Here is a 13,628-nt window from a genome sequence, read left to right as displayed (position 1 = left end):
AGGGTGGGCGCAGCAGGCTTCGTTCGGAATAGTTCAACCAGAGCGATCTCCCTACTGCCTTTCAGCCACCGCCGTATCACTGTTCGCCGCTTTCGGTTGTAGCACCACACCTTCGTACGTCGTTGCTCCTGCAAGCCGTTCGCCGACCGGACGTACCTGCTTTACAGACCACCCTGCATCCCAGCTCGTCACCGTCATCGCGCTTGTATTTACCGCATAGACCTTGGTCTCCGGGTCTCCTGGCGTTACCAGCACACGGCCACCGGCCCGATCGAAGTACAGGCCGCTCGCGCTCGTCAGGTACAGGTTCTTATGGATCTTCCACGTGGCGCCTTCGTCCTCGGAATAAAACAACCCGCCTCTGCCGGCAATCCACAAGCGCTCCATGTCATCCACGGCCGTGGCCCAGGTTTCGGCCAGACCTGACGGTAGCGTTATCGCACGGAAGCTCACTCCTCCATCCACAGACAGCAGCAGCTTGTCCCCACCCGCTGCCAGGACCCGCTTCCCGGTCGCTGCAACACTGTGAAGCGGCACGCCCGCTGCGGTTCGAATGTGATTCCAGTGCCGTCCCTCGTCCTGCGACACGATTACCCCATCGGGCAAGGTCGCAAAAACGGAGCTGCCTGACACACTCATCGAATCCACGCGCGCCGTCGTCTCCACCGCAGGCTTCGGCCGCGGCTGACGAGCCTTGATCGTGACAATGCGTTTGCCGCGCTTGATCTGCTTGTCCGGAATTGGTTCAGGCTGTAGAGGAGAAACCATTCCCGATGCTTTCCACACCTCGCCCTCCATCCGGTAAAGCCCACGTACCGTTCCGGCGAGCAGTGTTCCATTCGGCGCCTGCGACAGCGACAGTACATCCGCGCCTTTCAGCCCTTCGCTCTTCTGCTTCCAGTGTTCCCCGCCGTCTTCGCTCACGAACACGCCGCCCGCGGTCTTGTCATTCAAGACGCCAACATACAGCCACTGCGGATGGGCTTCATCGGTCAGCATTGCTGTTACCTGACGCGCTGAGAATCCTTGGTTCGATTGCGTAAAGCTCTTGCCGCCATCGTTGGACAGCAGCACCCCATGTCGGTCCGTAGCCAAAAGAACATGATTGCTGTCCGACGCATCCACGGCGATATCATTCACGGTCCAGGCCAAGTCTCCATTGCGGGCAAACGTCTGCCCCGCATCCTCTGTGCGCCAGATCCCCTCAGTCGTTCCGGCAAACACCACGTTCGGCTGCTTTGGATCCTCCATCAGCACACGAGTCCTTCGGGCCGTCGAGGGAATACCCTTCACCTTCGTATAGCTCGCTCCCTTATCTGTGCTGCGATAGATTCCGGAACAAGCAGAGAGATAGACATTCTGCGCATTCGCCTGGTCCACGATGATTGAAAAGACATCCGAGTCATCAACGATGCCCTTCGTCATCTGTGTCCAGTTCGCTCCTCCATCGACCGTCTTCCACGGCAGATGCCAGGTTCCCGCGTAGATCGTCTTCGGGTCAGTGGGATCAATCGCAATCGACTCCACCTCATGAAGTTCTTTGTTCTCTATCGGCGAGATACGGTTCCACGTCTCGCCGCCATCTTCCGATCGATACACCCCATCCAGAGCGCCCGCGACCAGCACCTTCGCGTCCGAAGGAGCCGCGCTCAATGCCCGCACCGAATGCCCCTTCATCGCTGCGTTCGCCGTGAAGGTACGGCCGGCATCATGCGAAACATACACGCCTCCATCAGTCTTACCTAGCACCCACGCGCCCACCACCAGATGCCTGGGGTCACTCCTGTCCACCACCAGGTTGTCCAAAGCCAGGTCATTTCGATTTTCGATCTGTGTCAGTCGAACCCAGCTCCTGCCTCCGTCACGGGACTCATAGACTGTTCCCAGCAAGGTTCCAAGGTAGACGTGGTTATGGTCCGAGGGATCCTGCGCAAACGACCGGGCGTCCCCTCCGCCCGGCCCATATGGTGTCCACTGTGCGGTATTTTGTGCCAGTGAAGAACAGCAAACTCCCATCGCTAATGCAGCACCCAGGTAATACGAAGAGCCCTTCATAACTAACTCCCGAAGCGACTGGAATCTCAGACGGCACATATCGTTTTCCTGTTGCACCTTCTAATTTCATGCTGCAAAGGCAACCTTTTTGGCAGGCAACCTTCGCGCTTTGTAGGCTGACTCACACGCGAGATTGTTAGGCCTCGGAGATTAGTTGTGTATCGACTTGGGCATGATCGTAAGAGAATCAAGCTTGTGGCTCATACAATGAGCACAGGATGGGCGTGTGCGCGTTTTTGTCACAGGAGCAACGGGTTTTATCGGCTCAGCAATCGTTACGGAATTAGTCGATGCGGGACATCGGGTATTAGGACTTACCCGCTCCGCAGCCGGAGCAAAGTCGTTGGCCGCTGCGGGCGTCGAGATACACCGGGGTGATCTGGAAGATCAGGAAAGCCTTCGTCTCGGAGCAGCGATGTGCGACGGTGTAATCCATACAGCCTTCGTCCACGACTTCACAAACTGGACGACGAGCTGCGAAATGGATCGCCGGGCGATCGAGGCCCTCGGCTCCGGACTCGCCGGCTCGAATCGTCCTCTGGTCGTTGCCTCTGGCACCGGAGTGGCTCGCACTATGGGTCAATTCGCAACCGAAGAGGATCCGCAATCCATCTCTTCCGGAATTCCCCGCATCGCGTCAGAAGAGGCAGTGCAGACAGCAACAGCACTGGGTGTGCATGCGTCTGTGGTTCGCCTCCCCCCCAATCGTCCATGGCGAAGGAGACAACGGATTTATTCCGGAGATGATCGCCATCGCCCGACAACGCAGCGTCTCGGCGTATGTGGGAGATGGGCTCAACCGCTGGCCTGCAATACATCGGCTCGATGCTGCTCATCTCTTTCGCTTGGCACTGGAGAGAGAAACAGCGAGAACCACATATAACGGGGTCGCTGACGAGGGAGTGCCGATACGTGAGATTGCTGAGGTTATAGGACACCGGCTACGATTACCCGTCGTGAGCAAGTCTCCGGGCGAAGCGGTTGAGCATTTCGGTTTTCTCGGTCACGCCCTAAGTCTCGATATGCCCGCCTCCAGTGCGGCCACTCAGAAATTATGGGGATGGCTCCCGCGACAGCCTGGCCTTATTTCGGATCTCGATCACGTGCGCTATTTCGAAGCTTCGACGGAGATTGCCGAGATCACCTAGATGTTACAGGCCTGAATATAACTGGAAGGGGCCCCAATAGTATGGTTTGCGAAAGTTGCTATTCGAATGGAGAAGCTTCAATTTAGCCTGACGGAGCGCGTCCGGGGGACTTAAGCCAGCTTCCAATCCCTGATAGAGACCACCCATCAGCTGCGGCGTCGATTCGTCGCTCACTTCCCACAACGCACCAATCACGTTGTGGGCTCCAGCACGCAGAAAGGCCCAGGACAAGCCGACAAGTCCCTCCCCTGCATACGACCGCATCCCGCTGCCGTAACACGCAGAGATCGTTACCAGCTCCGCATGGATCGGACGCTGCAGGATTTGTCTTGCATACAGCTTGAAGGAGTCGTCTTGAGACGATGTATTGCGTGAAAGCAGAATTGCTGAGTCCAGGGGAGCGGTATTGCTCGCCACTGCATGGGCCACAAAGTGTATATAGCCATAGTGTTCCGGCGCACTTTGAAAATACGCGTGCGCTGTGGCCTGTTCGCGAGAAAAGACAGTTTGCTCTCCCTGCGCAAAATGCTTCTCAATCTCACCCATCTCGGTGGCGGCCATCGGCAGCTTAGGATATTCCGGGCCTGGAGAAACGGCATCTCCCAATAGCAGAAGCTTCTTATCTTCGTTACGCGCAGCCTGCGAATTTGCCAGCACCAGCATGGACGGAGCGGAGAGTAACGTAAGATCCTCAACCAAATAATGTGAGGCCTGAGGCTCAACTTCTGAGTCGGAAACAATGAGCGTTTCAAAGTTCAACTTGCTCAATGCACCGTCAGCCAGAACTACGACTTGCGAGTTTGGACGAAGCAGGTCTCTAGCCGGAGCAACAAGCATGCGATACAGCGCACGCCCATCCTCATTTCCAGAGCTGGACGGGTCACTCGGCCCCAACAGAACTTTTCGGTATCGTTCAACACGATCGGTTATTTCGCGTCGCGCGGGTAGGATATAGAGGGCTACCTTCTTGGGAGTTATTGCCCATAGGTACGATTGTTTTTCGTCGAGCCAGTAAAACAAGAGCGTCGAATCGGACTTCTGAGCCACTGTTCGAGCCTGCAAGAGAGGGCTGAGTGTCCTCTTACTTGTGGAAAGACCTAGCCCCTGCTCCAGCGTTCGCGCACGGCTCTGGTCGGCCACTGCCAGCGCTTCTTCCGGTTTACTTTGTTGAACAAGGAAATGAATATAGTCGCCATAGATGGCCGCGGCATTTGCAACAAAGGGCAACTTCGAATCTTCGTTTTTAAGCTCGTCCTGAGCTAGTACAAACGCAGCGAGTGTTGCTTTGTATGTACGATCGGCGACTAAAGTCTTGCCCTGTGTCTCGTAAAGTTTTGCGAGCTGATGTCCGGCGCCGAGCCTCATCGAGGTTTGGCTTGCTGGATCCTCCTCGACTGTGCGAAATATATCTTCGGCCTCTTTGTCTTTGCGCTCCGCGGCGGCAACCCGCCCCTGAACTAACATTATGTCCAGCACATGGAGACGGTTCCCGCTTGCCCTCGTTAGCGGTGTGACCTCTCTGATGTACTGGTTCGCTTCAAGCGGCTTTCCCAGTTCCGCAGAGAGATGCGCCAGGCGTTCCAGCGAATTGATAATGTCTGTTTTGCTACCGATCCGCGTTGCTAAGTTGAGAGCTTGACGGTATGCCTGGGTGGCTTGCGACAGATCACCTGTCTTTTGATAAACGGTACCCTCAGCCGCCAGCCACTTGATCACAGTTCGTGTGTTACCTAATTTGACGGCCTGTTGTTCAGCCTCTTTGAGCAGTTCTAATGCTCGCTCGTTGTCACCCAGCCCGTAGTAAGCCCAGCCCAGATTCCCAAGCGCCGTTTGAATGTTGTTCTCGGCCCCCAGTGCACGGGCACTTTTCAACCCTTGTTCCGAATAGCTCACCGCTTCATCAAAGTGCTCCTGCTGTAATGCGGAGGCACCCATGTTCAGCAGTGACGCAGTCTGCAGCCATTCATCGTTGTGCTTACGAGCAAAGGAAAGACTGTTCTTGAACTGCTGATTACTGTCCTCAAACTCTCCGCGCTCTAGAGCTAGAAGTCCATGCGCCATCATGACTCCGCCGCAGCTATCGAATGAGCCTTCGCTGCAAAGGTCTTCTGCCTGCGAGAGTTTCTGCTTAGAAACCTCGTACTGGTGGAGCCGCGCGAATGCTATAGCCTCTAACGTCAACTCATGAATGGACTCATCTGTCCTGGTTTGAATCCTGGGATAGTTTGCTAAAAGAGACATCACATCGCTGTACAATCCGCGATACAACATCGATTCTGCTTCCAGAAGTTGGAATCTGGAGGACCAATCGCCCTTTGATGTGAGATACCGCGCGTACCCTCGGGTCGCCTCGTTTTGACTCTGCTCAAGTTGCCCGTGCAAAAAGTGCAAGCGCGCCGTTTGGTATTCGGCCTCTGGATTGACCGGGAGCGAACCGCTAAGAAGCATCAGTAGAAGGAGCGTGGCTGCAACCGTAATGGTCCGCAACCATCTCCATTTTGGCAACCGAATCTTCCTATCCGCCATCATGTCGCAAGCCTTCGGAGTTCGACTGGAAATGACCTATGGCACTGTTGCGCCGTTCACAATCGAATCGGATACGTCTACATCTCCGGAAGCAATGCATCCCATCTGAACTTCAATCATCTTGAGGTTCAGAAGTGTCTTCTTCGGAATTCCCTTTTCGAAGTCCGAGTGCTCAAGACGGAAGGTTGCCAGATAGATCCGGCCAAAGTTCGGTATATCGATCATGTGACCAAATGTGCGCCCCGGATAAGACCCTCCTACTTCCGTGCTCAATGAGCCGTACACGGATGTGGCTCCCTTTTCGCCAACGGGTTGAGCCATATATCTCGCGGAGATCGCATGTGGCAGGTTGTCGCACTCACGAATAGCCTTATGTTGACGGCTTATACGTTCGTCTACCCCGGGATCGCCGATGTAAGGACGATCTCCAGCAGGCTTGTTGCCAAAAAGATCCAGATCCAACCGTAGCTCGACCTTGTGGCCGGCAATGCGCAGGTTCTCAAAGCGCGTTCCAAGAAAACTAATGCTTGGAACATAGCCTGTAAGCGGATGCACGGTCGACAGCTGAGCGACAACCCGGTCAGCTGTCAACACATCCAGAATATTCAACCCCTCAACAACAGAGGTTGTCAGCGTGCTCCATCCAAGGCCTTCTTTGGGATCAAGCTGACCGCCGACCTGTGTATAGGCCGCCCTGTAAGAGAGAACCTCTTCCACACGGAACAGCTCGGATCGTTGCGAAAGATAACCGCCGTGATCACTTAGTTTTGAGTAAGCCTGCTGATAGAACTTGTGCTTCAGAGGCTGAATAATGCTGCCACTAAGCGCCGTTGCTTCTGCATGATATGTGTGAGTTCTCTGATTCACTTCTGACATGGCAGTTCGCGAGATCCTTTTTGTCGGAATAGGGGAGACTCTAGGGCCCGAGGTGAATGTCGAGAGTCTGCCGGTGGATCTCGGCGCGTTGCCCAGCAGCGGAAATTCCCGAGACGGCAAGTGTATACGAACCCGATTGCAGACCGATGGGAGAAATCGCCAGCGAGAGGGTTCCCTCGCTCGCCGGGCCGGGAGCTGGAGCCGTCCTGGACCACAACTGCCTGCCGGTCGAATCGTAGAAGTCGAAGACATAGGACGAGTACGATCCGCTTTGCGGAAGCTGAACCAGCACCATTGCCCCTTGCTCCCGGTCCGCAAGGATGGAGATAGCATCACCACCACGCGCGCCTACGTGCAGGCTGGCAAAGGAGGGAATGATTCGGGGACCTGTTGCTGCAGATCGCAGTCTCGGAATGACAGACAGGTTTTGATAGGCGATTACTCCCAGCAAGCCTGCAAATACGGGCGCCGCAAATGAGGGTTTGAATAAAGAGAACCAGCGGAATTTCCCAGGTTCCGCTGGCGCCGATTCAGCTGCAGCCGGCTTTGGGAGTGCCTCAGGAAAATTGACCAACTGCTCCTTAGCCTCTCGTATAAAGGTATCCGCGGCACCCACGTCCGATGCACACTCAGGACAGCTGAACATGTGTTCCTCAAAGGCATCTAGCTCTTCAGGTGCAAGCTCGCCAATGAGGTATCGTTCTGACGCCATCTTTAGTTTTGCTTCGTTATGATCCATGGAAATGTTCCCTCAGACGGCACGTCCTATCAGGTGGTGCATCGAGCCTCTGGTCCGTTTCATGCTCGTTGCACATAAGATCCAAACCTGGCCCGTTTTAAATACTCGGTCTTGAATTCCTTCTTGGCCCTGAAGAGCAGAACACGCAGATACTCGCGATCTACTCCAAACTCTTTGCAAACTTCATCCCGGTCTTTCTCCTCGAGAAAGACCGCTTTCAGTAGCATCCTGTCCTTACTGGGCATACCCAGCAGAATTTCACTCACCTTATTCTTTAGTTGGCCGGCCGCCAGTTGGCCAACGATGTCTGTGTCCAGCGCGGGAAGCTCCGGTCGATCGAATTCGTCCAGTGATTGGGTACGTGTCTTCGACCGGTAGTGTTCCAGTAACACGTTGTTGCAGACGGAGTTTACGAACGCGCCCAACGCCTCCGGACGGCGCAGTGGCGTTTCTTTGCCTAGCATTGCCAGCACGCGTGCAAAAGTCTCCTGCCGCACGTCTTCTATCGCTTGAGGCGACTGCAGCCTGGAACGCAGCTTAATGTGAATCAGGGCGCTAAAGTACGCAACAAAATGGTTCTGCGTAGGGATGTCCCCTTTGCGCAGGTTTTCAATATATTGCGCATTGAATGCGTGGAATTCCAACGTCGGCTCCGTTGTCGTCGTCCTGGAAGAAGCCAAGTATAGCATCGGGCTGGACGGCCGGAGTCGCGTCCTGCGGTCACGAGTAACTATATGAGGACGAACAGTCGACATTTCAGGCAAGGCAGTTGAATCAGACTTCAGAGCCGAATTCATTTTGCAGCCCTGTACAGACGGCACCGCAGCATCGGAACGGCATAGCGACGATCAACCGGTTGACTTATAGAAGGCAGATATACTCCAGCCGAATCACTGGACGCGCCCTTCGGGACGCTTCGTTTTTGGTGGCAGCACATGGTTTCGCTCCTTCGAAAAATCGAATGATGGGCATCTCCTATGCCATCGGATCGCATACCTTCCAACAGGCTTGCCACGCCGGAGAACGTCAACCAATCGAGGAAGGACGTCCTTCAGCCGCTGGCAAGCCAACGGTTGGAACCAGGGAGAACCAGAAGTCAAACAATAGAAGCAATCGAGAGGTCCCTCTGGAAAGCCCCCCAGGCGGTTGGAGCATTCAGCAGATAGGTACCTGGTTGAAACTCGTTCTGTGCTTACAGAGTTATAGTGTTATCCAGGCGTCGACCGTTTCATTTCCATGTAAGAAAATTACTTTTTTGCTTTTCATGCTCGGCAGCGGATGCTACCTCGGCCCGACAGAGCTGCCAGCACAATCACACTTTCCGACGCCGTCGCGATGGCAGAGATGCCTCGGCTGTTCCGGGAGCAAGCAGCGCTTGATCCTTACATGATCAAGCGCCAGACAAATGAAGTAATAATCTGACACCAGCCCACCAGGATAGCGCTGCCCGGAAGATACCAGTTGAATTCTTTCCTGTTCTGGCCTGATGGGGAGGGCATCACTAAGACTTGCGCTGTCGCACCCTTCGAGATGCGATAGCCTTGTTTCGGTACGGTTTCGATATAGCTTTCACCATTCGGCAATCGACCGAGTATCCGGCGAAGCATGAAGATTGTTTGAGTAAGGCTGGACTTCTCGACCGAGGTACCGACCCAAACCTTCTCAAAAAAAACCTCAGGGCCGACTACATCGCCTCCTGCATCCAGAAGAACCCCAAGCGTATGGAACTGCCGTTTGGTCAGCAGAACATCTTTGCCTGACCTCGTGAGACAGTTTAACGATCGATCGAAGATGAATGGACCAAAGCGGTAAGAACGTGTCATAGCGACATTGCTTTCGACGTTCTCTTTTTCGACAGATTCTGCTCACGCTGGATGCAGTACTCTCCGACGCCCTGAAACAGAGCTTCGCATCGCAGCGTCCTCGCCGCTTGGCTGCCGGCTTCTACATCAGTGAGGCTGCTGAGTAAATCCAAGTTGCCCTTCGGCAACTCGTAACTGGGATGCCCCGGTTGATAGCAATTTTGCTTGTTCTCCAAAGTCGGATACCTCGTAGAGATAGTGCCAACGATGGACTGATCGTTTCATGAATTAACAAATGAAGAGAGCATTTTTCCTGTAGCTGTAGCGTAGGGCTTCCGCATCTATGGGGTTTTCGCAATGAAAACGCCGCTGCACTCCCCTACCGGGATACCCAGCAACAGGAAAAATGCTCTAGATACCCGGGTGACGAAGAAGCTGCTTCGGCGGTGATAGCCACCGAAACAGCTTCCGTCATATACGGAGTTAGAGCATTTCTCCTGTAGGTGTAGTGCAGGGCTCGTGCATCTATGGGCGTTTTCCCCAAGGAAAACGCCGCTGCACGCCCCTCACGGGATACCCAGCAACAGGAGAAAAGCTCTAGAAGGCGAAGCGAGCGCCCACCTGGATCACACGCGCATCTGACAGAATCCCGGAGAAGCGCGTGCTGGTAATGGATTGACCTGAGGTACCTGTGAGGCTGGTGCCCGGATTGCCGAAGCTAGGCGTGTTGAGCAGATTGAAAGCATCAGCACGGAGCTGCAGGCTGCTCTCGTGATACGGGATATGAAAGTTCTTGAAGAGGGAGAGATCGGTCCGGTTGAAGCCTGGGCCGTATACCCCCACGCGGCCGCGCGGGCCTGAAGGAAGCAGACCTGCAGCAGAAGCGTTGATGGTGTTATTCGCCGCACTGGCTCCAGAGCTGACCACCTGCGGAGGATTGATGAACGAGCAGGGGTTGAACCACTGCGTCCGTGTACGGGTCTGCGTTGCGCAATGGAACTGCGGCTGCGTTGGGCTGAGCGAAAGGCCGTTCGCGTCCATACCCAGTGGCGCACCCACAGCAAACGGATCGGCGATCTGGTACGGATAGCTCGAGCCCTGGTTTGAGGAAGTAATAAACACCGGGTTGCCGCTCTGCGCCTGGAAGGTCACACTTGTCTTCCAGCCGCCGGCCACCTTGTCCACCACGGCATTGCGATTGAGGAACGCTTTGCCATGGCCGAACGGAAGTTCATATTGGCCAGTGAAGGTCAAACGGTTGCGGACATCCTGCGTGCAGGAGCCGTAGTCGTACTTGAATCCCAACAGATTTGGATTGCGGTAACCACCGTAAGCCGACTGCCCGATGGGACCAAAGGAGTCGTCGAGGCAGTGCGCCATGGTGTAGCCGGCAAGGAAGTACAAGCCGGCGCCAAACTTCTTCTCAACCTTGGCCTGCAACGAATCGTAGGCGCCGATTCCCCCATTCGAGACATTCACGATGGAGAAATCATGAAACGGAGCGTAGTTCTGCCCGTTCTGTCCGCTGGGAACATAGCCCGCATAAGTATTGGCGTTATAGCTCATCCGAAGATGACGGCTGCGGTTGGCCTGATAGCTCAGCGTGAAGCTCAGTGTGGAGCTGAACGCATGTTGCAACGACAGGTTATAGGCGAGGTTATACGCGCTCTTCGCATTCTGGTCCTGCGCATAGATGGTTCCAATACCGGAGGCCGCAGCCAGCGCCGCGGGACTGGTAGCCGCCGCGCCAAAGCCCGTCTCAAGTGTCTGGCCGTTGGTGGGGCATGTCACCGAGCCATTGAGGTTGTAGCATTGCGAAGGTGTTGGGATAAAGCTCGAGTTCACGAAGAACGGAGCGTTGTAGCCCAGGTTCAACCCCAGGCCGATGTTCTCCAGGCCACCATAGAAGATACCGAAGCCGCCGCGGAGCACCGTCTGCGGATCGACCATGTAGGCAAAGCCCACGCGCGGGGCGAAGTTGTACTGCTTCGGCTGCACCAGGTAGTTGTTGGTGGTGTACTGCACGTTGATGTGATTTGCGGCAAGAGTGGTGGCCAGCGTCGACGAGATCGGATAACCCGACTGGCTCTGCGGAATCAGCAGTGTGCCTGTGCCCTGGTTCATGCCCGCATAGGTGCCGAAGAAGTTAGCCTGTTTGTTATTCAGCTCGCGGATGGGCTGCGCATATTCCCAGCGAACGCCGAGGTTGAGGGTCAGGCGCGGCGAGATCCGCCAATCGTCCTGCAGGAAAGCCGAATAGTACCAGCGCAGATCGGTGGAAGGTGCGACCGTGCTGAGACCGGAGTTATTCATGGAGTTCAACAGGAAGTCGGCCAGACCCGAACCGCTGATATTGACCTTGTCCGCCGGATTCAGCGTGTAGGTGCCGTTGAAGTTCTGGTAGCCAATACCATTGGGCGGCTGCAGTCCGTAGAAGCGTACATGCTGGAAGTTGATGCCGGTCTTGAAGGTGTGCTTGCCGAGCGTCTTGTTGACATTGTCGATGATCTGCAACACATTCTGCACCTCGCTGGAGGGCAGATAGCCGGTGGTGCCGAGCTGCGTCGCCGCGTCGTTGCCGCTCCGCGAGTCGCCAAAGTTCGTCTGAGGAAGACCCCCGAGATTCTTACCCGTCGGAATACCGCCGTATCCCAGACTTGCCGCAAATCCCGGGTTCGCCGCATTTGGTCCCAGGTAGCCCGCGGACAGCCAGTTGAAGCCCACGCGGAACTCATTCGAGAGTGTCGGATTGAAGAAGTGAGTTTCGGACAAGACACCACTCTTGCCGTAGTTCGAGTTCTGCCCTGTCGTACCAAAACTGCCGCCATCCAGAATGCCCAGCAGAGGCGCGTAATTCGTTGGATTGTTCGAGTAGCTGTAACGGCCGAACATCTGGTCCTTCGACGAGAAGTTGTAGTCGATACGGACGTCATACTGCGTAGTGTTGTTCGTTACCGCGGTCGCAGGTGCGGTGTAGTTGTTGAAGGCCTGATGCGTGTTGGCCGCATTCGGCAATGGGTACAGGCTCAGCACCTTCAACGCGACCGGATTGAGCTGACTGGAACAGATAACATTCTGTGCGCCATTACAGGAGAGATAGCGCGGATCTGCTCCCGGGATCGCAGGGCCACCGATGGTCGCAGTCGCTGTTCCACCGGGCTGATAGAGATGGACAACACCGCGGCCGGCTGTATTGTTCGCGTCGAGCAACTCACTGAAATCGCCCACGCGTTGGCGTGCGGTAGGCACCGTCATATTCGGGACCGCCGGATTGTAGGCATTGATCAGAGTTCCCTGCGCGTCAGCGAAGAAGAACAGCTTGTCCTTCCAGATCGGGCCGCCTAAGGTCGCTCCAAACTGGTTGAAGTGATAGGAGGTCCGGCTGGTGGCGAAGTAGTCCAGCGCATTCATGCGATCGTTGCGCAGGTACTCCCACAGCGAACCGTGGAACTGATTGGCGCCGGATTTGATGGAGGCATTGATCGCTGCGCCCGTCCCGCGGCCCAGTTCAGCGCTGTAGTCGCTGCTGGCTACCTTGAACTCGGCGAGCGCATCCGCCGGAGGCCGCACCGCATAGGTCGCTCCGTTGAGGAAGTCCTGCATGTTGGAGTTGTTATCGACGCCATCCAGGATGAAGTTGTTTTGCGAGACGCGGTTGCCGTTCGAAGTGAAGTCGCCCGCACCTGCCACCTGACGGAAGCCCTGGTTCGGAGCAGATGCGCCGGTGGTCAACTGCGCCGCAAAGACGTAGTTCCGGCCGTCCAGAGGCATGTCATTGATCACCTGCGAGGAGAAGACCTGACCGGTCGATGCCTCCTGCGCCTGCAGCTCCGTCTCCGCCGTCACCGTGATGGTTTCAGAGGTGCTGCCGGGTTTGAGGATCAGGTTCAGACCGACCGTCTGACTCACGCTGACCTTGATATTGTCATGCGTCTCCGAGGCAAATCCGGGCGCCTCGATCGTCAGAGAGTAGGTTCCGATCTTGATCGGCGTGAAGTTGTACGCACCCGACCGATCCGTTGAACGAGTCAGCGTCAGATTGGTTTCTTTGTTGATCAGCTTGACCTTGGCACCGGCGATGACCGAGTTCTGCGGATCACGAATGATTCCCGCGACCGAACCCTGATCTACTTGTGCGAAGCTGCGCCCTGCTCCAAACAACCCGAACAGGAAAAGGATAAACACGGCCAGAACGTGTCTACGTGAGTCCATCGTGGAGTGCCTCCGAGGGGACGAATGGCAAAACCGAGTCAATTTGATTTCATTTCGCCAATGAAATGATCGTTTCAGTGGCGTATGGTCAAACTATGTCAGGGACAATCCGATGTCAACAGAAAAACAAAATCGTGTTCAATTCTGCTGACACGAAAACGCCCTGATAAGCTCGCTTCTGTTTGGAAACACTAGAGATACGACCTGGCCCTGTCGAGGTGGCCATCACGTTTCAAATTCGCTGATGCTGCCGCCGACGGCTACAGCGCA

The 13,628-nt window shown here is 55.5% G+C and carries 8 protein-coding genes and 2 pseudogenes; 2 read left to right on the top strand and 8 right to left on the bottom strand.

From position 1 onward, the window contains the following. Window positions 1-51 precede the first annotated feature (51 nt). Entirely contained in the window at window positions 52-2,055 is a 2,004-nt protein-coding gene (locus FTW19_RS12355) for a WD40/YVTN/BNR-like repeat-containing protein (protein ID WP_187143451.1), read from the bottom strand. A gap of 226 nt (window positions 2,056-2,281) precedes the next feature. Between FTW19_RS12355 and FTW19_RS26130 the strand changes: the two are divergent. Continuing rightward, window positions 2,282-2,563 (top strand): annotated as a pseudogene (locus tag FTW19_RS26130) (NAD-dependent epimerase/dehydratase family protein); the annotation flags it as partial. A gap of 169 nt (window positions 2,564-2,732) precedes the next feature. Next, the gene (locus FTW19_RS26125; protein WP_246153782.1) at window positions 2,733-3,203 is read left to right on the top strand and encodes a hypothetical protein; all 471 of its coding nucleotides are present in this window, start codon (window positions 2,733-2,735) and stop codon (window positions 3,201-3,203) included. 3 nt (window positions 3,204-3,206) lie between these two features. On the opposite strand, the gene FTW19_RS12345 is transcribed toward FTW19_RS26125, so the two are convergent. The 7 genes and pseudogenes from FTW19_RS12345 to FTW19_RS12320 all read right to left on the bottom strand — a co-directional run bounded on the left by FTW19_RS12345 (window position 3,207) and on the right by FTW19_RS12320 (window position 13,358). Further along, window positions 3,207-5,690 (bottom strand): CHAT domain-containing protein, encoded by a 2,484-nt coding sequence (locus FTW19_RS12345; protein ID WP_187143450.1) that lies wholly within the window; start codon window positions 5,688-5,690, stop codon window positions 3,207-3,209. A 75-nt stretch (window positions 5,691-5,765) separates the two neighbouring features. Further along, complete coding sequence (locus FTW19_RS12340; protein ID WP_147647908.1) at window positions 5,766-6,605, bottom strand: hypothetical protein; 840 nt, start codon at window positions 6,603-6,605, stop codon at window positions 5,766-5,768. A gap of 40 nt (window positions 6,606-6,645) precedes the next feature. Then, complete coding sequence (locus FTW19_RS26120; protein ID WP_246153712.1) at window positions 6,646-7,056, bottom strand: hypothetical protein; 411 nt, start codon at window positions 7,054-7,056, stop codon at window positions 6,646-6,648. 177 nt (window positions 7,057-7,233) lie between these two features. Next, window positions 7,234-7,317, bottom strand: a pseudogene (locus FTW19_RS26455) (zf-HC2 domain-containing protein); the annotation flags it as partial. 86 nt (window positions 7,318-7,403) lie between these two features. After that, window positions 7,404-7,988 (bottom strand): RNA polymerase sigma factor, encoded by a 585-nt coding sequence (locus tag FTW19_RS12330; RefSeq protein ID WP_187143448.1) that lies wholly within the window; start codon window positions 7,986-7,988, stop codon window positions 7,404-7,406. 738 nt (window positions 7,989-8,726) lie between these two features. Further along, entirely contained in the window at window positions 8,727-9,167 is a 441-nt protein-coding gene (locus tag FTW19_RS12325) for a winged helix-turn-helix domain-containing protein (protein WP_147647905.1), read from the bottom strand. A gap of 576 nt (window positions 9,168-9,743) precedes the next feature. Beyond that, window positions 9,744-13,358: a carboxypeptidase regulatory-like domain-containing protein gene (locus tag FTW19_RS12320; protein ID WP_147647904.1), complete on the bottom strand. Its 3,615-nt coding sequence runs from the start codon at window positions 13,356-13,358 to the stop codon at window positions 9,744-9,746. Between the last annotated feature and the right edge of the window lie 270 nt (window positions 13,359-13,628).

The sequence above is a fragment of the Terriglobus albidus genome (genome assembly GCF_008000815.1).
GTDB classification, from domain to species: domain Bacteria; phylum Acidobacteriota; class Terriglobia; order Terriglobales; family Acidobacteriaceae; genus Terriglobus; species Terriglobus albidus_A.
The sequence above is the reverse complement of the archived record's forward strand: the minus strand, read 5'-3'. Positions and strand labels throughout refer to the sequence as shown.